We start from the raw sequence: 23,163 nt of genomic DNA on the forward strand, positions 1-23,163 counted from the left end.
CCCCATGAACATAGTAGCCCTATGTGATTGGGGCGAGAGTACTTCGTCAACAAAGCTGCAGCTTCAAGTACGACGGGGAAAGCAACAGGCAGGTTAGACGATGAAACTCTTTACACTGCGCGGCGTATTGCTGTGCTGCGGTTTAATGACGCTGCTATTCACTACAGGCTGTCAGCGCCAGCAAGAGCAGATCACCTTGCGCATGGCCCATACGCTGGATCAGGAGCATGTGGTTCACAAAGCTATGGTTTATATGGCAGAGCGGCTGGAACATTATTCTGCAGGCCAGATGCATATTCAGATTTACAGTGGTGGGCAGCTTGGCTCAGAACGTGAGCTGATAGAACTATTGCAGATTGGCAGTCTGGCTTTAACTAAAGTGTCGGCCAGTCCGCTTGAAGGTTTTGTGCCTAAGATGCAGGTGTTCAGTGTGCCTTATGTGTTCAGGGACAGCGCGCATTTATGGGCCGTATTAAATGGCTCCATAGGCCAGGATTTACTCAATTCAATGCAAAAGGCCCGCTTGCATGGTTTGGGTTATTACGATGCGGGCAGCCGTAGTTTTTATACCACCAACAAAGCTGTGCATCAGCCTGCTGATTTAAAAGGTTTAAAGTTCCGCGTACCCAACAGCCAGACTGCTGTGCAGATGGTACAAACCTTAGGTGGCGCTGCGACTCCTGTCGACTGGGGTGAGCTCTACACAGCCCTGCAACAAGGTGTAGTGGATGGAGCAGAAAATAATCCACCCAGCTTTTATTTATCCCGTCATTACGAATTATCCAAATACTACAGTCTGGACGAACACACCTCAGTGCCGGACGTAATTTTAATGAGTTTACCTGTCTGGGAAAGTCTGAATGCTCAGCAGCAAGGCTGGGTTCAACAAGCCATGAATGATTCAGTGCGTTATCAGCGTGAATTGTGGCAAGAGGCCAGTGATGATGCCTTAGCGAAAGTCAAAGCTGCCGGAGTGGAGGTGATTTATCCGGACAAAGCCGCTTTTGCTGCAGCAGTCAAGCCGCTGCATCAATCGTTGAAGGGCACTGAAGTGGGGGATTTGATGGCAGAAATTGCATTGATCCAGGCTGAAACTGCAGGAGCGTCCAATGACTAAATTAGTGTTGTGGGTCGATTGGCTATTAAAGCGCAGTTTAATGCTGCTAATGGCCAGCATAGTGCTGGTGGTGTGCTGGCAGGTGTTGTCACGTTTTTTACTGACCAATCCCAGTTCAATGACGGAAGAAATTGCCCGCTGTTTATTATTGTGGATTGCTATGTTAGGCGCAGCTTATGCCTATCGTACTGGTCAGCATTTAGGTCTGGATATAGTTACCAGCCGGATGCCGCCTTTGTGGCAGCACCGTATTGCTTTTGTTTTAACTGCAGCAGTGGTGGTATTTGCGTCCATTGTGATGGTTTGGGGTGGTGGTGAACTGGTGTGGCTAACCTGGGAGCTGGATCAAATGTCAGCGTCACTTGGGATCCGTATGGCCTGGATCTATATGGTCTTACCTTTGGCCGGGCTCTTGATCGCATTTTATGGTGTGTGTCAGCTGCGCTGTCTGGCGGCAAAAATTCAATTGGTTCCGGCAGAGGAGGCTGAATAATGGAATGGTCTGTACTTATTTTAATCTCTGTATTTTTTACTTTGTTGTTACTGAATGTGCCTATCTCCTTTTGTATTGGCTTAGCCACTTTATGCACCATGTTGCTGTCGATGGATTTATTGCCAGCTGTCACTACGCTGGCGCAGCGCATGGCGGGTGGTTTAAATAGCTTTGCTTTGCTGGCTATCCCGTTTTTTGTGTTATCAGGACTCTTGATGGGGCGGGGCGGTATCGCCAAACGGTTAATTGAAGCAGCTATGGCGTTGGTAGGCAGCTTGCCGGGTGGCCTGGCGTTGGTGAATGTGTTGTCCTGTATGTTATTTGGCGCTATCTCAGGTTCGGCAGTTGCAGCAACTTCTGCCATCGGCAGCTTTATGGTGCCTGAGATGAAAAAGCAAGGCTACGATGTTAACTACAGTGCAGCTGTGACTGCAGCGGCGGCAACCACAGGCATGTTAATACCCCCCAGTAATATAATGATTGTTTACGCCATCGCCAGTGGTGGTGTATCTATTGCTGCCTTATTTGTGGCTGGTTATTTGCCGGGTATTTTGTTGGGTACAGCGTTAATGCTGGTTTGTGCTGGCTACGCCAAAATGAAAGGTTATCCGCTGGCGGCCCGCTTGCCTTTGTCTTTAACCTTCAAAAAGCTGGCTGCAGCTATCCCTAGCTTGTTGATGATAGTGCTGGTGATAGGCGGCATTATCAGTGGTGCTTTTACTGCGACAGAGGCCGGTGCAATAGCAGTGGTTTATTCATTTATTCTTGCGGTCTGTGTGTATCGCGAAGTAAAAGTCAAAGAGCTGCCGGCTATTTTACTGAAGTCGGCTGAAACTACAGCCATAGTGATGGCATTAATTGCCACCTCTGCTGCTATGTCCTGGATATTATCTTACGAAAATATTCCGCAAACTGTCAGTCAGGGTTTACTGACCTTAAGTGAAAACCCACTGCTGATTTTGTTATTAATCAATATCATTTTGCTGGTGGTGGGCGCCTTTATGGACATGACACCAGCAGTGCTGATTTTCACCCCTATCTTCCTGCCAGTCGCGGTGGAGCTTGGCATGAGCCCGCTGCATTTTGGCATTATGCTGATTTTGAACCTGTCTATTGGTTTAGTTTCTCCTCCTGTCGGCAGTGTGCTTTTTGTCGCTTGTGCTGTGGCCAAAACTAAACTGGAATCCCTGATCAAGCCGCTGTTGCCTATGTATCTGGCCATGGTGGCGGTGTTATTGCTGGTCACTTATGTGCCGGCTATCAGTGAATTTTTGCCTAATTTGTTTGGGCTTTAGGAGCTGTTATGACCAGTTATTTGATCCCAAATCTTGCCAATGCCTGTCGCATGATGGAGTTAGTGGCGGCCTCTGGTTCGGGTTTAACCTTATCCCAGTTGGAACAGCAACTGGCAGTGCCCCGAACCAGTGCTTTTCGTATTTTACAAACCCTTTGTCAGCAACAAATGTTGTATAAAGAAGGCAAAAAATACCGGGTGGGCAGCAGTTTGTACAAGATGGGGCTGGATTTATTGCAGCACCATCATTTGCATCAGCTGGCTGTGCCTGTACTGCATAAATTGACGATCAGCACTGGGCTCACCAGTCATCTGGCGTTACCGCGACCAGACGGTGCTTTAATAGCCGAAGTCTGTGACAGCCCTAATCCCAGTCATCTGGCTGCCCGGCCTGGTTTTTTGGCCGATCTGCATTGTTCTGCCGGTGGCAAAGTGTTTTTGGCTTTTAACTACTTTGATCAACTGGCTACTTTACCCGGATTGCAGCAAATGAGCGCCAGAACACCACAAAGCATTACCGATCTCAGTCGCTTGCGGGTAGAATTGCAAAGCGTTTTAGGCCGGGGTTATGCGCTGGACGATCAGGAGTATCAAGCCAACGTGCGTTGTATTGCAGTACCTATCCGCAATGCGCAAGGCACAGTGGTTGCTTCTCTGGGGGTTACAGGCTTAAGCAGTATTTTATGCAAACAACGTTTACCTCTGTTGGTTGCCGCTGTAAAACAAGCAGCTATCGATATTAGTCTGGCGTGCTACAGGCCGGCATTGCTGGCCAATGATAAATAACAGGATAAGTGGATGATACAAAAAAGTTCGACCATTAATGATGTAGCCCGCCTGGCAGGTGTATCAAAACGCACTGTATCGCGGGTGATCAATGGCTCTTTGAGTGTGGGTGACAGCACCAGAGTCCGGGTCGAGAAAATTATCGCTGAACTGAATTATTCGCCAAATACTCAGGCTCGTGGTCTGGCTTCCAGCCGCTCTTATCTATTAGGTTTAATTTACGATAACCCGGATGCCTTGTACTTAGATGACGTGCAACGAGGTGTACTGGAAATTTGTTCTACTCTGGGCTATGAGCTGGTGGTGCATCCTTGCCGTTATCGCAGTGAAACCTTGGTGCAGGACTGCCTGAACTTTATCAACAGATCCAAACTGGATGGTGTCATTGTATTGCCGCCGGTTTCTGAGCTGGAGTCTCTGGCGGAAGCGCTGAAAAACGCCGGACGACCTTATGTGCGCCTGACTTCTGTGGCTATTGATGAAGCTAAACATATAGTGGTATCGGACGATAGGTCCGCTGCTGCAGAAATGGCGCGTTATTTTGCTCAGTTAGGCCATCAGGACATTGCGTTTATCAGTGGTCCTCAGCGTTATAAATCCTCTACCGAACGGATGGAGGGGTTTAAATTAGGTTTATCTGCTTATGGCATAGCCCTGAAAGCCGACCGTATTTTGGAAGGAAATAATACCTATGAAACAGGTATTGAATGCGCCCGCAGCCTGCTGAGTCAAAGCCCTTTGCCCACAGCAATTTTTGCTAATAACGATCAGATGGCCGCAGGCGTACTGAAAGTAGCGCATCAAATGGGTATAGCTATTCCAGAGCAGTTGTCTGTCGCTGGTTTTGATGACAATTTACTGGCATCCAGAGTGATACCAGCATTAACAACGATAAGGCGTCCGGTTCGGCAAATGGCGCAGTTAGCAACCACCAAAATGATTATGGTGATTGAACAAAATGACAAAGCGGCGCAACAAGTGGCGGCTAAAGTAGCGCCTACCCTGGTGGTGCGGGAATCCACAGCCAAGGCTGCAACAGTACTTCCTTCCTAAGCTCAGCTGAATTTCTGTTTTTTTAGTTTTCCCAGTCTGATAAATAGAGTAAAGTGGTTTTATTAGAAAAAATGAAACCATCTGCTGACTGGGATGGCGCTGATGTTGATTTTTGCAGAATTTATCAAATTATTGAATAACAAAAATTTCAGTGTGATCGTCACTGCACTGTTGCTACAGTTTTTTCTGGCTTTGCCTTTTACCGCAACAGCAGCAACAGCCGCTTTAACAGATTACTTCCGCGAAAGCTGGAATACCCGCCAGGGCTTACCCCATAACACCATTAACAGTATCAGCCAGACTCCGGACGGTTATCTTTGGTTTGCTACCTGGGAAGGTGTAGCCCGTTACAATGGTCGCGAATTTAAAGTCTTTGGCCGTGAACAACAAACCGGTTTGCCAGACTCTGGGATCCGGGCTTTGCATCTGGATCCCAAAGGACGTTTGCTCGTTGGCGGATCCCGTGGTGGTTTGGCCTTGTTACAGGATCAGCAATGGCGACCAGTGGATGCCGTATCTTCTTTAGTCAATGAAGTTCGGGGAGATGCCAAAGGCCAGCTTTGGGTTGGCACTGAAGGCGGAGGTTTGTTTTGCCTGCAAACGGATGGCTCTCGTCAACAATGGACCCGGCATCATGGTTTACCCAGCAACACTCTTTACAGCCTGCTGCATGATGATAATGAAGGGCTTTGGGTTGGCACTGCTGAAGGTTTAGCTTATTTGCATCAGGGCAAACTGAGCACTGTGGTCAATAGCCCAAAACTTCCGGTGTTCGCTTTGGCTTATTATCAGGGTAAGCTTTATCTCGGCACTGAACGGGGCTTGTATCAGCAACAAGGTACAGATTTCGTGGTAGTGCAGCCTGAACTGCATCAAACCGCCATCTCCAGATTATTAGTCGATCATCAGGGTGATTTATGGATAGGCACTGTTGAGGAAGGTGTGTTCCGTTTGAGTAATTATGGCCTGGAGCAACTGACAGCTCAGCACGGTATGCCGAATAACAGAGTGCTGGCTATTTATGAAGACAATGAACACAGCATCTGGCTTGGTACAAACGGTGGTTTATTTCGTTTACGGGATGCACCTTTTACCACTTTAAGTACTGAGCAGGGCCTGCCTGATAATTTTGTCCGCACTGTATTACAGCATTCGGATGGCAGTGTCTGGATTGGTACAGCACGTGGTGTGGCACGTTACAAAGACGGCCAATTACTCACTACAGCTAACCTGCTGCCGAAACAGTCGGTGTTAAGTCTGGCTGAAACGACAAAGGGGGATGTGCTGATAGGAACCTACTCGTCCGGAGTTTTTCACTATAGCCAAGGCAAGATAACCATACTGCTGGATCGCAACTCAGGTTTGTTATCCAACGAAGTCAGGGCTATTTTGCCTTTGCCTGAAGGAGACATTTGGTTCGGTACAGCACAGGGCCTTAATCATTATCAGCATCAGAACATCCGCAGTTACACCACTCGCGAAGGCTTGCCCGCAGATTTTGTGATAGCACTGCACAAAACAAAGGATGTGTTGTGGGTGGGGACCGGCACTGGGGTCACCCGTCTGGTGAATGGCCAATTTGAGTCTTTATCATTATCGACGTTCGATCAGGCAGAATACGCCTTTGATTTTTATGAACAACCGGAAAAAAACTTGCTGTGGCTGGCGACAGACCGGGGCTTAGTGCGCTATCGATTAGACACAGCAGAACTGGCGATGGTGGGGCGTAAAGCCGGTATGCCCTTTGATAAATTTTTTCAGGTGCAGGCTGATGCGCATGACAACTTTTGGTTGAGCAGTAACAGAGGTATTTTGCGGATCAGTCGTCAGGACGCGAATGCGGTAGCGGATGGCACCCTGGCTGATATTTCTTTTGATTTGTATGGTGAAAGCGACGGCATGCTCAGCGCTCAGGCCAATGGTGGATCAAACCCTGCGGCTATGATGGCAACAGACGGCTCGTTGTGGTTTGCCACGGCTTCGGGCGTCAGCAGGGTGCAGCCAAGCCGCTTGGATGCCTTTGCTGAAGCTATACCTCCTGTGGTTCTTGAAGAATTACTGGTGAATGGGGTAGCGAAAAAAATTAGTGGCAGTATTGAGTTACCACCGGACAGTGACAGGGTGGAGCTGCATTTCGCAGGTTTAGGTTATGTGATGCCTGAACGTATTCAGTATCGCAGCCGTTTAGTTGGGTTTGATGCCAACTGGCTGGACAGAGGCAAACAGAACTTTGCTGAATACACCAATCTGGCGCCGGGTCGTTATGAATTTCTGGTGCAGGCGGCCAATTCGGGTGGCCCATGGAGTGAAGCTGCCCGCATAGAATTGATTAAACATCCACACTGGTGGCAAACCCGTCATTTCCAGTGGTTGGGCACCTTATGCTCTATAGCTGTGCTGTTGTTATTGCTGTACTGGCGTATGTCCAGCCTGCGTAAGTCAGAGCAACGTTTAAAGCGTCAGGTTGCCGAAAAAACGGCAGAATTGCAGCAAAAAGCCAACAGTCTGCAGGCGGCAGATGAAGAAAAATCAGTCTTGTTAGCTCAGTTGCATCAACAGACTTTAGCTTTGGCTTTGCAGGCCAGGCAGGATGGTTTGACAGGTCTTGCCAATCGCCGCGCTTTTGATGAAGTGCTGAGTAAAGAATTCATGCGTTCGCAACGTTTAAAGCAGCCACTGGCTTTGGCTTTTATTGATATCGATCACTTTAAACAAATCAACGATACCTGGTCTCATAACGCCGGTGATGTGGCATTAGTCGCCATAGCGGAAAAAATCCGTCAGCATTCCCGTTCTGTTGACTGTGCTGCTCGCTGGGGGGGCGAAGAGTTTGCGTTATTGATGCCATCCACCAGTCTGGAGCAGGCACAGCTAGTGTGTGAACGTTTACGACTGGAAATTATGGCACTGGACTGGCTGGATATAGCAGAAGGCATCAGTATTACCGTAAGTATTGGTATCGCTATCAGTGACGAGCTGAATGATGCCAAACAATTGCTGTTTTTGGCCGATCAGGCTTTGTATCAGGCCAAACAACAAGGTCGTAATCGCGTCTGCGCTGCCTGAGTTTAAGCGATTTTCCTGCCTTTTGAGTTCAATAATGGAATCTTGCCTTTGAAGTTCTCTGACCAGTTGCCATCGGTGGCAAAATTTTTTGTCAACCTATTGCTACCGGTGGCAAATGCGTTATTATGCTTTTTAAATAAGCATAAAGCAGAAGAAAGCTCAAAGCTTTATGCAGAGAAAAGGGAAAACTAATGCTGAGACCTGATCTGAAAAAACGTTTTTTACTCAAAGCTTGTGCTGCTTCGGCGGTACTGCAACCTTTGTTAAGTTTTAAAGTGACGGCTGCTGCACCTAAAGTTGTAGACCCAATCTGGGCTCTGGCTGAGCAAATACTGCGGGATATAAAACTTACATCATTTCCACAGCGGGATTTTGTTATCACTGCCTTTGGTGCCAAACAAAACCAGCGTTGTGATAAGGCCATTACAGAGGCCATAGCCGCTTGTCATAAAGCAGGTGGAGGTCGTGTAGTAGTGCCTGAAGGCGTCTGGTCCACTGGTCCTGTGCATTTAAAATCCAATGTGAATTTACATCTGCAAAAAAATGCAGTGCTGTCTTTTGTCACAGATCCACAAGCTTATTTGCCAGAAGTCTTTACCCGCTGGGAAGGGGTGGAGCTGATGGGTTTTTCGCCGTTAATTTATGCTTATCAGCAACAGAATATAGCTGTGACAGGTGAAGGTATTCTGGAAGGCAATGCCAGTGGTGAAAACTGGTGGCCCTGGAAAGGGGTATGGAAACATACACCATGGAAACTTGACCCTGCAACGGATCAAAAACCTGGCCGTGATCAGCTGTTTGCTATGGCTGAAGCTGGTGTGCCTGTTGAAAAACGATATCTGGACAACAACAGATTAAGGCCACCTTTTATTCAGCCTTATGGCTGTGAAAGGGTATTGATTGAAGGCGTCACTATTCGTAATTCACCCTTCTGGCTGATCAATCCTGTGCTATGTAAAGACGTGGTGATCCGCGGTGTGAATTGTGTCAGTTTTGGACCCAATTCTGATGGTTGCGACCCTGAATCCTGTCAGCGAGTGCTGATTGAAAACTGTCTGTTTGATACAGGGGATGATTGCATCGCTTTAAAATCTGGCCGCAATGCGGAAGGCCGCCGTTTAGCCACTCCCATTCAACAAGTGGTTATTCAGGATTGTCTGATGAAATCCGGCCACGGTGGTGTGGTAATTGGAAGTGAAATATCGGGCGGAGCTAAGCAAATATTTGCCCGCCGTTGCCGCATGAGCAGCCCAAATCTGGAGCGGGGTTTACGCATTAAAACCAACTCAGTGCGCGGCGGTTTAATTGAACAAATCGCAGTAGATGATATTGAGATTGGCGAAGTAAAAGATGCCATTGTGATCAACTTCTATTACGAAGAAGGGGATGCCGGCAACTTTTTACCTGAAGTCAAAGATCTGAAGATCAGCAATTTCAGAGTGAAAAAGGCCCAGCGTGCTTTTGAAATTCGTGGCTTACCCCGTGCTGGTATCAGCGGTATTCAGATGTCGGATGTCAGCTTTGAGCAAGCAAGCTTAGGTGTATTGGAACATAGCAGTGATTTTAAACTGGAAAACGTCAGTCTGAATGGTAAAGCACTCACTGCTGCTCTGTTAAAGCAGAGCAGCTAGTGTTTTTTTAAATTCAATTTGCCACCGATAGACAAGCTATTTAGCAGGTTAAAAATGACAGAACAAACAAAAGGTTGTAGCCCACATATTGCTGACCCAGAGGCCATTCAGTTGGGCTTGTTGCAGGTGCATCCACGCGACAATGTGTTGGTGGTGTTGCAGCCTTTGACTTCAGGCCAATCTTTAATTGAACCCTGGCACCAAGTGCAGGCAAAAGAAGATATTCAGCCTGGTCATAAAGTAGCGCTCAAGCGAATTAAAAAAGGCGAAGCTGTGATCAAATATGGCTATGCCATAGGAGTAGCACAGGATGATATTCCCTCTGGCAGCTGGGTGCATTCACACAATCTGAAAACTTTATTGTCTGATCAAATTGACTATCAGTATCAGGGTTGTAACGCCGAGGATTTAACTTTCCCAGCCGAATTGCCAACACACTTTATGGGCTATCGCCGCGCCAATGGCCGGGTCGGTACTCGTAACGAGCTGTGGATCTTAAACACAGTAGGTTGTGTCAATCGTGCTGCGATGAAAATTGCCGAAAAAGCCAATCAACAATTTGCTGGTTTAACAGACGGTGTTTTTGCTTATACCCATCCTTTTGGTTGTTCTCAGTTAGGTGATGATTTAAACCACACCCGTGCTGTATTGGCTGGCTTAATGCAAAACCCTAATGCTGGTGCTGTGCTGGTGCTGGGTTTAGGTTGTGAAAACAATCAGCTGGCGGCTTTACTTAAAGCCTGCCCTGAACTGGATCAAAGCCGTTTACGCTCTTTTAATGCCCAACAAGTAGAAGATGAGTTAGAGCAAGGCCTCGAGGCGGCCGCTGAACTTATTCAACTGATGCAGCAGGACCAACGCACAGCATGCCCTGTGTCCGATTTAGTGGTCGGCATGAAATGTGGTGGCTCAGACGGTTTAAGTGGTTTAACTGCTAATCCGCTGGTGGGCCGTATTGCCGATTTAGTCTGCGCTGCCGGCGGCAAAGTGGTGTTGACTGAAACTCCTGAAATGTTTGGTGCCGAACAGGTATTGATGAGCCGGGCTGTCAATGAAGTCGTGTTCTCCGACATAGTCACTTTGGTCAACGACTTTAAACAGTACTTTATCGACAACAAACAGCCGGTTTATGAAAACCCAAGCCCTGGCAACAAAGCCGGTGGTTTAACCACGTTGGAAGAAAAATCCTTAGGTGCCATTCAAAAAGGTGGTTCTGCCAAAGTGACGCAGGTTATTCCTTATGGTGCTTTAGTGCAGCAACAAGGCTTAACTTTACTGCAAGGCCCAGGCAATGATGCGGTGTCTTCCACTGCTTTAGCGGCCAGTGGAGCCACTATGCTTTTGTTTACTACGGGCCGTGGTACACCGCTGGGTTTCCCTGTGCCTACAGTAAAAATTTCGTCCAACAGCGATTTAGCCAAACGTAAACCCCAATGGATAGATTTTGATGCAGGCGCTTTGTTGCAACAAGGCCAGAATGCTCAGGATTTTTCTTACCAGTTTTTCCGCTACCTGATTGATATCGCCTCAGGCAAGCCCACCCAAAACGAATTATCAGACAACAAAGAAATCGCCATTTGGAAAAATGGCGTGACCCTGTAAGGAATTTATATGGCCAACTTTAAACCTTTAGTACTTGATCAAGACAGATTATTTCCGGCCGATCCTACAGTTCGCGCCATAGCCAGACGTTTGTATGCAGGTATTAAAGACTTGCCTATTGTCAGCCCACATGGTCATACCGATCCAAGCTGGTTTGCCAGCAACGCCAATTTCGACAATGCCACCAGCTTATTGCTGCTGCCGGATCATTATGTGTTCCGCATGCTGTACAGCCAGGGCATTTCGCTGGAGTCTTTAGGTATTCGCAGCAAAGACGGCACGCCGGTCGAAACTGATTACCGCAAAATTTTCCACACTTTTGCCAAAAATTATCATTTGTTCCGTGGCACGCCGTCACGCATTTGGCTTGATAGCGTATTCCATGACGTCTTTGGTTTAGAGCATGCATTAAGCACAGACACCGCAGATTTGTATTACGACAGCATCAATGAGCAGTTGGTGAAACCTGAATTTAAGCCTCGAGCTTTGCTGGATAAATTTAATATCGAACTGATTGCGACAACAGAAGGTGCAGTCAATTCGTTAAAACACCATGCAGCTTTAAAAGGCACAGGTTATGAAAAACGGGTGATCACCACCTTCAGACCTGACGATGTGATAGATGCCGACCGCGCTGATTTTCTGGCCAATATCAAAAAACTGGCCGAACAAACAGGGCAGGATACTCACAACTGGCAAGGTTATTTGCAGGCGCTGCGTATTCGTCGCCAGTTTTTCCGCGACCATGGCGCTACAGCCACAGATCACGGTCATCCAACAGCCAAAACAGCGAATTTGTCAGAGCATGAAGCAAGTGCTTTGTTTCAGCTGTGTTTATCCGGCACTGCCAGTAAAGAACAAACCGAGTTATTCCGTGCTCAGATGCTGACGGAAATGGCTGGGATGAGCATTGAAGATGGCATGACGATGCAAATTCACCCTGGTGCGTTTCGTAACCATAACCCAGCTATTTTTGAACGCTTTGGTGCCGACAAAGGCGCGGATATTCCAAGCCCTACTGAATTTGTCAGCAACTTAAAACCTCTGCTGGATAAATACGGCAACAATGCCGCTTTGAAAATAATTCTTTTCACCCTGGATGAAACCACTTATGCCCGCGAGTTGGCGCCTTTGGCTGGCCATTATCCGGCGCTAAAACTGGGCCCTGCCTGGTGGTTCCATGACAGCCCTGAAGGTATGTTGCGTTTCAGACACCAGGTGACTGAAACCGCTGGTTTTTACAACACAGTTGGTTTTAACGACGATACCCGTGCATTCCTGTCTATTCCGGCCCGCCATGATGTGGCACGCCGCATTGATTGTCGTTTCTTAGCAGGTTTAGTGGCTGAACATCGCTTAAACGAAGATGAAGCGCATGAACTGGCACAGCAACTGACCTATCAGTTGGTAAAACAAGCTTATCAGCTGGATTAAAAGGACTAAAAATGAGCATCGATATTCCTCGTTTAGAGCCGGCTTTGCTGCAAGAGCTGCAAGGCAAATTGAAGCTGCCCGCTTATGATCCGTCTTCGACTGGCATTGGCATAGTGCATATTGGGCCTGGCGCTTTTTTTCGCGCACATCAGGCCTGGTACACAGACCTCGCGCTGAAGTACGGCGGTGACTGGGGCATTTCTGTGGTGTCGATGCGATCCAACGATTTAGCCAAAGCTTTAACACCACAGCAAGGGTTATACAGTCTGGTATTGCTGGATAAAAAAACTGAATATCAGCTGGTAGGCTCTATCCGTGAGTTGCTGGTAGCGGCCGAACAATACGAGCAGGTACTGCAACGTTTAGCTGCGCCAACCAGCTTTTATGTCACCTTAACCATCACTGAAAAAGGCTACTGCTTAAATACATTGGGTGAGCTGGATTTAACTCATGCCGATATTCAGCACGATTTACAAAGCAGCGTGAAAGCCCGCTCAGCTATAGGTTTATTAGTGCAGGCGTTGGCACTGCGGTTCGCCGCCAATGTGCCACCTTTTGTCGTGCTGAGCTGCGATAACCTGACCGACAATGGCCATAAATTACGCAGTGCACTGCTGACGTTTGCCCGGCAAAAACAACCGGCTTTGGCCAACTGGCTGGAACAGCAACTGGTGTGCCCTTGCACTATGGTCGACAGCATTACCCCTGCCACAGATGAAGAATTGCCAAAACAATTAGCGGCAGAGCTGGGGTATCAGGACAACTGGCCTATTAAACGCGAAAAATTCTGTCAGTGGGTGATTGAAGATATTCTGCCAGCCCACAGACCGGCCTGGCATCAGGTGGGGGTTACTTACACTCAGGATGTCAAAGCTTTTGAAAAAGCCAAACTGCGGTTACTCAATGCACCCCATTCGGCCTTGGCTTATTTAGGCTCTTTGTGTGGTTTGGACACTGTGTTTGATGCCATGCAGCAAACACAGCTGCGCAATTTTGTGCAAAAGCTGGCACAAGATGAAATTATTGGCTCTTTTCACGCACCGGCCGAATTAAACCCGGCAGAGTACAGCGCTGATATTTTCCAGCGTTTTGACAACCCGGCCATCCGGCATTTGCTGGCTCAAATTGCATGGGATGGCTCGCAAAAACTACCGATGCGGGTGTTTCCAATTATTCTGGACAACTTAGCCAGTGGTCGTTCTATTCGTTTATTAAGTCTGGTGGTGGCCAGTTGGATGTTGTTTATCCGGTTGCGTTACCAGCAACAACCCGATACTGCTTTGGTTGATCCCTTAGCCGCACCTTTATTGGATTGTGCAGCGGCATGCACTGGTGATGCACAGGCAGATGCAGCGCTATTTTTAGCCTTGAGTCAGGTATTTCCCCCTGCCTTGCAGCAGTCAGATGCTTTTAAAGCTGAATTAACTACTGCTTACCAGCAGCTTAGCCCTTTACTTTTATTACCCAAAGGCACTGATGTTGCCGCTTTTTTACAGGATCTTGCATGACCTCTTTATCTTCCTTACTCAAAGGTGGCTTGTTGTTGCCCATTATTCAGGCTGAACAACCAGCCCAGGCTGTTGCTATTGCAAAAGCGATGCAACAAGGTGGTGTCACCGCAGTGGAAGTGGTGTTACGCACAGCTGCAGCCTTAGATTGCATCAGTGCTATTCGCGCTGAAGTGCCAGAGCTTTTAACAGGTGCCGGTACTATTTTGTCAGCTAAAGATGCCAATAATGCCAAAGCTGCTGGTGCGCAGTTTCTGGTCAGCCCTGCCAGTACGCCTGATTTACTCAAAGCTATGATGAATACCGAACTGGCCTTGGCGCCAGGCGTAGCTACTCCTTCTGAAATGGCGATGGCGCTGGAATTAGGTTTAACAGAACTAAAATTTTTCCCGGCGCATTTAGCAGGTGGTATTGAGATGCTCAAAGCTCTGGCTGGTATTTTTCAACAGGTTAAATTTTGCCCCACCGGTGGTGTGCAACTGAATAATCTGGCAGAGTTTTTGGCTTTACCTAATGTGTTTGTGGCTGGTGGTTCCTGGTTGTCACCTAAAGATTTGGTACAACAACAAAACTGGGCTGCCATTACTGAATTGACCCGTCAGTCTGTGACTGTGGCAGAGCAAAGCCGGGTTCGGCATAGCCGCGTTGCCTGAGGCAAAACTTAAGGATTGATCCATGAAACAAGTCATAATTTTTGGCGAATGTATGGTCGAGTTATTCCAGCTCGTGGATAACGTTTACCATCAGGCTTTTGCCGGCGATGTTTACAACACAGCTGTGTACTGCAAACGCAGCGCAGCACAACAGCTGAATCTGAAGTTTTTATCCGCAGTGGGCACTGATTTAGTTAGCGACAAACTTATCGCCCAGCTGGAGCAGGAAAAACTCGACAGCTCGCTGGTGTTTCGCAGCAAAACAGCCCGCCCTGGCTTGTATATGATCAATACCGACTGTTTTGGCGAACGTAGTTTTGTCTACTGGCGCGACAGCTCAGCGGCCAAACAAAGCCTGGCCTTGTTTCGTCAGCAGGGCTCTTTGGCGCAATTATTACCTGCAGATGTATTTTATTTTTCTGGTATTAGTCTGGCGATTTTATCGCCGGAAGACCGTACCTATCTGTTTGATTTAATTAAAGAGTTAAAACAAAGCGGCGTTCAAATCGTATTTGATCCTAACTACAGACCCGCACTCTGGCCTGATGCCGACCTTTGCCGCGCCAATTTCGACAAAGCCTATGCCTTGTCTGATCTGGCCTTGCCAGGCCTTGACGACCATAAAGTCTTGTATGGCAGTGCCACTGCAGCTGATGTATTGGCGCAATTGCAGCAGCTGGGTGTCAAAGAAATTATCGTCAAAAATGGCCCGGCAGGTGTGTTGGGTTATAGCGATGGCAAAAGTTTCCAGAGCCCTGCAGTGCCAGTTAAAAAAGTGATAGACACCACTGCAGCCGGAGATTCCTTTAATGGTGGTTATTTGTCAGGTCGTCTGAATGGCTTGTCGCCTTTAGCCTCTTGCCAGTATGCCGCAGCTTTGGCCAGCTTTGTGGTAGAGCACACAGGCGCCATAGTAACCAAAGAGCAATTCCGTAGTTTTTCTGGTCGTTTTAATTTGAGTACATTTAGCTAAAAGGAAATAAGTAATGTCTGCTGATCTGTCTTTGTATTTTCCAACGCCTGCTGAGATCCCAAGCCAATGGCAACTCACAGGTCCGATAGAGCAGCGTGACTATTTACTTAACGGCACTCTCTGCCAGTGGCAAGGTGATTTAGCTCCTGTCTACAGCCCGGTTGCGCTTCGTAACAGTTCAGGTGAACTGACTCCTGTTTTGTTAGGTGCCACACCGCTAATGGATGAAGCCGCCGCTAAAGCTGCTTTGGATGCGGCCTTAAAAGCTTATGATTTAGGCCGTGGCGTCTGGCCTTCGATGGCTGTGATGGAACGTGTGGTGGCTGTGGAAAAATTCCTTGCCGCTATGCTTTTGCAACGCGACGCCGTGATCCGCTTATTGATGTGGGAAATTGGTAAACCTTTGCCGGATGCCGCCAAAGAGTTTGACCGCACCTGCGATTATATCCGCGACACCATTCAGGCCTTAAAGCAGCAAGATCGCAGCGCCAGTCACTTTGTGATAGAGCAGGGCACTTTAGGCAAAATACGCCGCGTTGCTGTAGGTGTGGCGCTTTGTATGGGGCCTTTTAACTACCCGCTGAATGAAACCTTTACCACTCTGATCCCGGCTTTGATCATGGGCAACACTGTTATTTTTAAACCTGCTAAATACGGTGTTTTGCTGATCCAGCCGCTGTTAAAAGCTTTTGCAGAGTCTTTTCCGCTAGGAGTCATCAACGTGATTTATGGCCGTGGTCGGGAAACTGTGGGCGCTTTAATGGAAAGTGGCAGTGTCGACTTATTTGCCTTTATCGGCACCAATAAAGGTGCCAGTGATTTAAAAAAACTGCACCCACGACCACATCGCCTGCGTGCAGTGCTTGGGCTCGACGCGAAAAACCCCGCCATAGTGCTGCCGGACGCTGATTTAAATTTAACTATCAAAGAAGCTGTAGCTGGTGCTTTATCCTTTAATGGCCAGCGCTGCACTGCATTAAAAATCTTTTTTGTAGAGCGAAGCATTGCCGATGCTTTTGTGCAGCAATTGTCGGACGCCATCAATGCATTGCAGCTGGGTTTACCCTGGACAAACCAAGTGCAGATTACGCCTTTGCCTGAACCTGGCAAAGTCGAGTTTTTAAAAGACTTAATAGCTGACGCTATAGAGCAAGGTGCAGAGGTGATAAACCCTGAAGGCGGCCAAAGTTCAGGTTCGTTAATGCGTCCGGCTTTGTTGTATCCGGTCAACAGTCAGATGAGGTTGTATCAGGAAGAGCAGTTTGGACCTTTAGTGCCGGTAGTGCCTTATGACGATATCAGTGAAGTGATCCATTATGTGATCCATTCTGATTTTGGCCAGCAACTGAGTATTTTTGGTCAGGACGCGCAACAAATAGGTGAGCTGGTGGATCTATTTGCCAATCAGGTCGGCCGTATTAATATCAACAGCCAATGCCAGCGCAGCCCGGATAGTTTTCCTTTTACTGGCCGGAAAAACTCAGCCGAAGGCACTTTATCAGTGGAAGATGCCTTGCTGCAGTTTTCTATCCCCACCTTAGTGGCCTGTAAATACAACCCTGAACAAATAGCGCTGATGAAAGAGATGATTAAACAAGGTTCATCGCAGTTTTTAGCCACAGACTTTTTATTCTGATGACACTCTGGCCTGCAGTGTTGCTTGTTTGCAGCTGTGCAGCCAACGCAGCACTTTTACAAGAGAAACCAGAAATACCAGACAGCAGCTGGCGGCTGCATCAACAGCAGTCAGAGTTATTGCGGCAACTAGACCAACAACACCTGCAACATGAATTACAGCAAGCAGGGCTTAAACAAGCTTTGCCTGCTGTGTATGATAAGGGCTTTGGTCGTAGTGCGCCTTTGCCAGCTCACCAGTTGGAGTTTGCAGAAGCACAACGTATTGCGGTTAATATTCTGAGTTTTCAGACACCTTCAGGCGGCTGGAGCAAAAGAACCAATATCTGGTCTTCGCCCCGTCAAATAGGTCAGCAGTTTGGTGTGGAAGCAGACTATGTTCCAACTTTTGACAACGACGCCACAGCCATACAACTGCATTGGCTGGCCGCTTATTATTCTCAGGCTGACCCGCAGCTACAGTCACAGATTCAGCACGCCGTAGAAAAGGGCATAACTTTAGTTCTTCAGGCCCAATATCCCAATGGCGGTTTTGCCCAAAGTTATCCGCTACGGGGGGGTTACCATGATGCTGTTACTTTTAATGATGATGTGATGGTGCAATTACTGACTTTGCTACATCAGGTCGCAACAGAGCCTCAATTTGCTTTTGTAGATCCTTCCCTGAAACAGCAGGCCCAGCAGCAGTTTGCTTTTGGAGTGCAATTGCTGTTAAAAACCCAGCTGAGGTTAAAGGGCCAGTTGACCATCTGGGCTTCGCAATATGATCAGGTACAACTTTTTCCAATAAAAGCCAGAGCCTATGAACTGCCTGCGTTAATTAGCAGTGAAAGCGCTGCTGTGGTCTTAATGCTGATGCAAAGGGTAAAACCTTCTGATGCTGTGATCGCCAGTGTTGAAGCTGCTGTTGCGTGGTTTCAACAAAAACAAATCAAGAACACACAAATGATCCGAAGTGAGAACGGCGTTCGGTTTTTGCCGCAAAAAGGTGCTAAACCTCTTTGGGCCAGATTTTATGATCTGGACAGACAAGAACCGCTTTTTGTTGACCGTGACGGTCGCATAGTCAGCAGCATGGCCGAGCTTTCGATTGAACGACAACTGGGGTATGGCTGGTATCAATCCAATGCTGAAGCTGTTCTGGGGGCTTATTCTGAATGGAAAGCTGGCCTTGTTGCACAGAACCCGATTGGCACAACCACGAAAAACAGCGGTTCTGCCAATGAGAGACAGGACCGCTGTTGTTTTACCAAACCGAATACTTATCTCCCGCCCTGGTAAATAACGACACGGCGTAAGCCGCAGTAAATAATACAAAGCTGGCGTAAAAGGCATTGGGCTGAAAAGGGGTCAGCAATAAAAAGCCGAACCCCAGGGCGACTGTGCCTTGTTCAATGCGGATATTGAGTTTTCGTTCCGGTATTTTTAGCAAGCCTGAGCCAAAAAAATAACCTCTGAGCCAGTACGGAACTTTTTCCCAGTCTTCTGTGCTTTTATCAATCACGGTGATCTCCTGTTCAAATAAGGCAATATTCACTTCAAACACAGCAGCAAGAGACTTCAATGATTCCAGACTGGCTTTGCCACCCGCCTCCAGCCTTTGCACTGAGCGTACACTTAGCCCGGTCATTTCCGCCAGTTGTTCTTGTGACCAGCGTTTTTGGTGACGTAGTTTTTTCAGGATCATTGTTGCCTCATCTTTGCTGTGAATGCCCATACTGACTTCACCATAGCAGTGTCGGCCACGAATTGAACCCGCCACTATGCCGCCAGAGGTAAAAACTCATCATTCATCAGGAAGAATATAAGGGCATAGAGATAAAAGCCCGGCCTTGAGGCCGGACCAAAACAGGGATCAGAAGTTATCTTTTTTGCTTGCGTCTTTGGTGATTTTGTCCAGATAACCCATAGCAAAAGCGGATAAAACAAAAGTCAGGTGGATCAGTAAATACCACATGATTTTGTCATTTGGAATATTCTGCGTATCCATAAATACTTTCAGCAAATGAATAGATGAAATAGCCACTATAGAAGCAGCTACTTTGTTTTTCAGTGAGTTGGAGTCCAGCTTACCTAACCAGCCTAGTTTGTCGCCAGTGTCATCAATATCCATTCTGGAGACAAAGTTCTCATAACCAGAAAACATCACCATCACTAATAAACCGCCCACCAGCGATATATCAATTAAAGACAACACCACTAAAATCAGGTCCACTTCTTTCATGCTGAAAATGACAGGCACAATATGCAGCACTTCCTGGAAAAACTTAATACCCAAAGCCAACAGCGCTAAGCTCAGCCCAAGATAAATAGGTGCCATCAGCCAGCGGGTGGCGTACATCGTTTTTTCTATTAGCTGTTCCATTATTGCTCCAGTCTCATTATTGACACCACTTTATGGGGTAAATACTACAGAAATTCAAGCGGCTGGCCGTTTTACTTTATTGTAAAATATCGCACAATGAGCGCCGTTACCCGCAACAGCATCGGCGTTTTTTCCTGATCCTGTTAGTTTGTCTGGGCCTCTATGCCAAGGAATTTCTGAATGAAAAAAACTCTGCTTGCGCTGGCTTTGTCCATCGCCCCCTTCACTCATGCCGATGAAGGCATGTGGCAACCTCATCAGTTACCTGAACTTGAACAACTCCTTAAAGAAAAAGGTTTGGAAATTGATGTCAAAAGTATCGCCCAATTAACCGCATTTCCAATGAATGCAGTCATTAGTTTGGGCGGCTGTACTGCTTCTTTTGTCTCCGATCAGGGTTTGGTTCTGACCAACCATCACTGCGCTTATGGCAGTATTCAGCACAACAGCACAGCAGCAAATAACCTGCTGGCGAAAGGCTTTTTAGCTGAAGATTTAGATGAAGAATTACCGGCAGCACCTGGCGCTAAAGTATTTGTCACTCAGGAAGTGACCAATATTACAGCTCAGATTAATCAGGAATTAACGCCGCAGCTGAAAGGCAAAGAACGTTTTGAACGGATCAGCCAGTTGCGTAAAGACCAAATTGAAGCCTGTGAGACGCCGGGTTATCGCTGTGATGTCTACAGTTTTCACGGCGGGCTGGAATACTACCTGATCAAACAAATGGAAATTCGCGATGTGCGCCTGGTGCATGCGCCGGCTTCAGGTGTAGGTAAATTTGGTGGTGATATCGACAACTGGATGTGGCCCCGTCATACAGGGGACTATGCGTTTTATCGCGCTTATGTAGGTAAAGACGGTCAGCCGGCAGATTTTAGTGCCGACAACGTTCCGTTTACGCCACCATCTTATCTAAAAGTGTCAGCTAAGCCTCTTAAAGAAAACGACTTTGTGATGGTCATTGGTTATCCGGGCCGCACCAACAGGTACAACACGGCTGCCGAGGTCGAAAATCAGTTTACTCAGGTTTTGCCTTTATCCAAAGCCTACCGTGAAGAAGCTATTGCAGTGATTAAGCAGCACTCAGCCGAAGGTTCAGAAGAGCGTATTAAATACGAAAGCATTCTGGCGTCTTTGGCAAACTATGCGAAAAACTTTGAAGGCATGATCCACAGTTACAAAACCGGTGACATTCAACAGCGTAAAGATCTGTTTGATAAAGGCCTGAACCTGTGGATTAAATCCAGCCCGGCTCGTCAGGCGAAATATGCACCTGCAGTGCGCAGTCTGCAGCAATTACTGGCAGAAGAGCAGGAACACCAGCAACGTGATCTGATCTTAGGTTATTTAAGTTATGGTCAGCTGTTTAACACTGCCAAACGTTTATACCGTTTAGCCCATGAACAGCAAAAACCAGATACAGAACGTGAAATGGGTTATCAAGAGCGCGATTTGGAACGTTTTTCTGCCAGCATGAAACGATTATCCCGCAGCTTCGATGCCAAAGTGGAGCAAGAGTTGATGCTGCATTTCCTGCAACACTACGCAAAATTACCCAAAGATCAGCGTTTAAAAGCGCTGGATGGTTATTTTGCTATTGGCTCTGGTGAGCTGGATGTTGCAGCACTTCGCACTAAGCTCGAAAGCTTATATCAGGCTACAACTTTGTCGGATGAAGTGGAACGTTTAGCCTGGATGGGTAAATCTGTGGATGATTTTAAAGCCAGCGAAGACCCATTGATCCAATACGCTGTGGCTATGTACGACACTGATATGGCACTGGAAACTGCAGATAAAGAACACAAAGGTAAACTGGCGGTGGCCCGTCCGCAAGTGATGGAAGCCATTATTGCCTTTAATAAAGCCAACGGTAAGGCAGTGTATGCCGATGCTAACAGCACGCTGCGTGTGACTTATGGTGCTATCAAAGGTTACCAGCCAAAAGATGCGGTGTCTTATCAGCCATTTACAACAGCTGCTGGTATTTTGCAAAAGCAAACAGGTATAGATCCTTTTGATGCGCCGCCAGCTCAGGTGAAAGCCTTAAAAGAAGGTGACTTTGGCATCTACAAAGACGCTGTGTATAACAATCTGCCGGTGAATTTCTTAAGCACAGTGGATACCACAGGCGGAAACTCAGGTTCACCCACACTGAATGGCAAAGCTGAACTGGTCGGTTTGTTATTTGATGGGGTGATTGAAGGCATAATCGGCAACTGGGACTACGACCCGGCCACCAACCGCTCTATCCATGTCGACAGCCGTTATATGCTGTGGCAAATGGAGAAAGTAGACGGCGCAGCTAACCTTCTGAAAGAAATGGAAATAGTTAAAGAATAACCCGGTAGGGGCGGGGCTTGTCCCCGCCCGTCTAGACGACACAAGCTGTACAGGTGGAAGAGCCTAGACAAGCCGCGGCCCCTACAACCGGCCCTTCTAAAATTCAAATCACAACCGGGGATAGTTGCTTTAAGGCGTTACAGTAAAACTAATAGCTCCAAGTAATTGCCCCGAGTCTGTCACTACCCGAATTTTCCACTCACCTACAGCATGTTGTGGAAAATGTTGTTTGCGTGTCCAGGCTCTGTAACCTTGTTCCCGCCCGCCGGAAATATCTAACCGAATGCGTTCTACTGACTCACCGTTGTGAACCCATTCATGATAAATCTGTTCTTTCAGGCCTCGGGGGGCCCGCACTGAGGTATAGGCATATACACCTTCCTGTAATTGTGCCAGTGTCAGCTCTGTAATGGCTGAACCAGGTAAACGTTGTTCATAATCCAGTTGTTGGCTCAATTGAATGTCGTTTAAACGCAGTACAGGAGCAGGGATCAAACTGCGGCCAAACCATATAGCTGTGACAAGTGCGACTAACAGCAGCGCTAGCACAGGTAAACGCCAGCGGCCTGGCTGCGCCAATAAAGGGCGGATACTGGGAATACTCAGCAAAGCAGAAATAATCAAAGCCAGACCCAGACTCTGGGTGGTGGTCATAAAAAACAACAGGGGCAATACCACCATCAAGACGGCAAATAAAGAAAAGCAGTGATAAACCAGAAATAAGGCTCGTCGTCGGGTCAGCAGTTTGTTGTACACCGGGTCAATGACGGCTACTACAGCGCAAAGTAACAGTAATGAGGTAAAAAGCGCCTGGGGTTGATCCCAGTCGGTGGCCGCCAGAAAAAAGGGTAAGGCAAAAAACAAACTTTCCTGATGCAATAACTGGGTCACAAAGCTGGTTAAGTCTTTGGATAAACTCACACCAAATTTTTTCAATAACCCTTTGCGTAGCCAATATTCGCCTGTCAGCCATACCCAGCCAACAACCATTAAAATGGCAAAAAACTGAGCGAACTGCTCACGCTGTTCCACCTGCCACAAGCTAAATAAGCCAGTGCAAAAACCAAATAAGGCCATCAGGCCGGAGTATTTTTTTGTTAACTCAATAATCCAGACAAAAGCACTGCTTATTCTATTCATCAAACCCCCAACAGTATTCATCCCTGTCCTTCTGTGGCGGTTTGAATTTATGCTACCGCACTATACGCTG

General features: G+C 47.4%; 18 protein-coding genes. 15 read left to right on the plus strand and 3 right to left on the minus strand.

What is annotated here, in order from left to right; genetic code table 11:
• Positions 1–100 precede the first annotated feature (100 nt).
• The 14 genes from RHEIN_RS02020 to pelA all read left to right on the plus strand — a co-directional run bounded on the left by RHEIN_RS02020 (position 101) and on the right by pelA (position 18,526).
• A complete protein-coding gene (locus RHEIN_RS02020; protein ID WP_008897305.1) occupies positions 101–1,117 on the plus strand; it encodes a TRAP transporter substrate-binding protein in 1,017 nt (338 codons plus the stop codon).
• Positions 1,110–1,610 carry a TRAP transporter small permease gene (locus tag RHEIN_RS02025; RefSeq protein WP_008897306.1) on the plus strand — a complete coding sequence of 167 codons (501 nt, stop codon included), beginning with the start codon at positions 1,110–1,112 and terminating at the stop codon, positions 1,608–1,610. The genes RHEIN_RS02020 and RHEIN_RS02025 overlap by 8 nt, the downstream gene beginning before the upstream one ends.
• Complete coding sequence (locus RHEIN_RS02030; protein WP_008897307.1) at positions 1,610–2,905, plus strand: TRAP transporter large permease; 1,296 nt, start codon at positions 1,610–1,612, stop codon at positions 2,903–2,905. Before RHEIN_RS02025 ends, RHEIN_RS02030 begins: the two co-directional genes overlap by 1 nt.
• A gap of 8 nt (positions 2,906–2,913) precedes the next feature.
• Positions 2,914–3,690: an IclR family transcriptional regulator gene (locus RHEIN_RS02035; RefSeq protein ID WP_008897308.1), complete on the plus strand. Its 777-nt coding sequence runs from the start codon at positions 2,914–2,916 to the stop codon at positions 3,688–3,690.
• A gap of 12 nt (positions 3,691–3,702) precedes the next feature.
• Positions 3,703–4,743, plus strand: coding sequence for a LacI family DNA-binding transcriptional regulator (locus tag RHEIN_RS02040; RefSeq protein ID WP_008897309.1), 1,041 nt, complete (start codon positions 3,703–3,705; stop codon positions 4,741–4,743).
• A 102-nt stretch (positions 4,744–4,845) separates the two neighbouring features.
• Positions 4,846–7,809: a ligand-binding sensor domain-containing diguanylate cyclase gene (locus tag RHEIN_RS02045; protein WP_008897310.1), complete on the plus strand. Its 2,964-nt coding sequence runs from the start codon at positions 4,846–4,848 to the stop codon at positions 7,807–7,809.
• Positions 7,810–8,000: 191 nt separating this feature from the next.
• A complete protein-coding gene (locus RHEIN_RS02050) occupies positions 8,001–9,440 on the plus strand; it encodes a glycoside hydrolase family 28 protein (protein WP_008897311.1) in 1,440 nt (479 codons plus the stop codon).
• Between the two features lie 54 nt (positions 9,441–9,494).
• Positions 9,495–11,042 (plus strand): UxaA family hydrolase, encoded by a 1,548-nt coding sequence (locus RHEIN_RS02055; RefSeq protein ID WP_008897312.1) that lies wholly within the window; start codon positions 9,495–9,497, stop codon positions 11,040–11,042.
• Between the two features lie 9 nt (positions 11,043–11,051).
• Complete coding sequence (gene uxaC / locus RHEIN_RS02060; RefSeq protein ID WP_008897313.1) at positions 11,052–12,476, plus strand: glucuronate isomerase; 1,425 nt, start codon at positions 11,052–11,054, stop codon at positions 12,474–12,476.
• An 11-nt stretch (positions 12,477–12,487) separates the two neighbouring features.
• Complete coding sequence (locus RHEIN_RS02065) at positions 12,488–13,984, plus strand: mannitol dehydrogenase family protein (protein ID WP_008897314.1); 1,497 nt, start codon at positions 12,488–12,490, stop codon at positions 13,982–13,984.
• Positions 13,981–14,637 (plus strand): bifunctional 4-hydroxy-2-oxoglutarate aldolase/2-dehydro-3-deoxy-phosphogluconate aldolase, encoded by a 657-nt coding sequence (eda, locus tag RHEIN_RS02070; RefSeq protein WP_008897315.1) that lies wholly within the window; start codon positions 13,981–13,983, stop codon positions 14,635–14,637. The genes RHEIN_RS02065 and eda overlap by 4 nt, the downstream gene beginning before the upstream one ends.
• Positions 14,638–14,659: 22 nt before the next feature.
• Positions 14,660–15,610, plus strand: a complete 951-nt coding sequence (locus tag RHEIN_RS02075; protein WP_008897316.1) for a sugar kinase — start codon at positions 14,660–14,662, stop codon at positions 15,608–15,610.
• Between the two features lie 13 nt (positions 15,611–15,623).
• Complete coding sequence (locus RHEIN_RS02080; protein ID WP_008897317.1) at positions 15,624–17,246, plus strand: NADP-dependent glyceraldehyde-3-phosphate dehydrogenase; 1,623 nt, start codon at positions 15,624–15,626, stop codon at positions 17,244–17,246.
• Complete coding sequence (gene pelA, locus RHEIN_RS02085; protein ID WP_008897318.1) at positions 17,246–18,526, plus strand: pectate lyase; 1,281 nt, start codon at positions 17,246–17,248, stop codon at positions 18,524–18,526. The genes RHEIN_RS02080 and pelA overlap by 1 nt, the downstream gene beginning before the upstream one ends.
• Here the strand turns inward: pelA and RHEIN_RS02090 are convergent.
• Positions 18,492–19,007: a helix-turn-helix domain-containing protein gene (locus RHEIN_RS02090; protein WP_237704327.1), complete on the minus strand. Its 516-nt coding sequence runs from the start codon at positions 19,005–19,007 to the stop codon at positions 18,492–18,494. The two genes, pelA and RHEIN_RS02090, sit on opposite strands and share 35 nt — an antisense overlap.
• 93 nt (positions 19,008–19,100) lie before the next feature.
• Positions 19,101–19,610, minus strand: a complete 510-nt coding sequence (locus RHEIN_RS02095; protein ID WP_008897320.1) for a TIGR00645 family protein — start codon at positions 19,608–19,610, stop codon at positions 19,101–19,103.
• Between the two features lie 180 nt (positions 19,611–19,790).
• Between RHEIN_RS02095 and RHEIN_RS02100 the strand changes: the two genes are divergently transcribed.
• Complete coding sequence (locus RHEIN_RS02100; protein WP_008897321.1) at positions 19,791–21,953, plus strand: S46 family peptidase; 2,163 nt, start codon at positions 19,791–19,793, stop codon at positions 21,951–21,953.
• 129 nt (positions 21,954–22,082) lie between these two features.
• On the opposite strand, the gene RHEIN_RS02105 is transcribed toward RHEIN_RS02100, so the two are convergent.
• Entirely contained in the window at positions 22,083–23,093 is a 1,011-nt protein-coding gene (locus RHEIN_RS02105; RefSeq protein WP_139056386.1) for a DUF5924 family protein, read from the minus strand.
• Positions 23,094–23,163 lie beyond the last annotated feature (70 nt).

Origin of the sequence: Rheinheimera sp. A13L (genome assembly GCF_000217935.1) — a bacterium.
Taxonomy (GTDB): domain Bacteria; phylum Pseudomonadota; class Gammaproteobacteria; order Enterobacterales; family Alteromonadaceae; genus Pararheinheimera.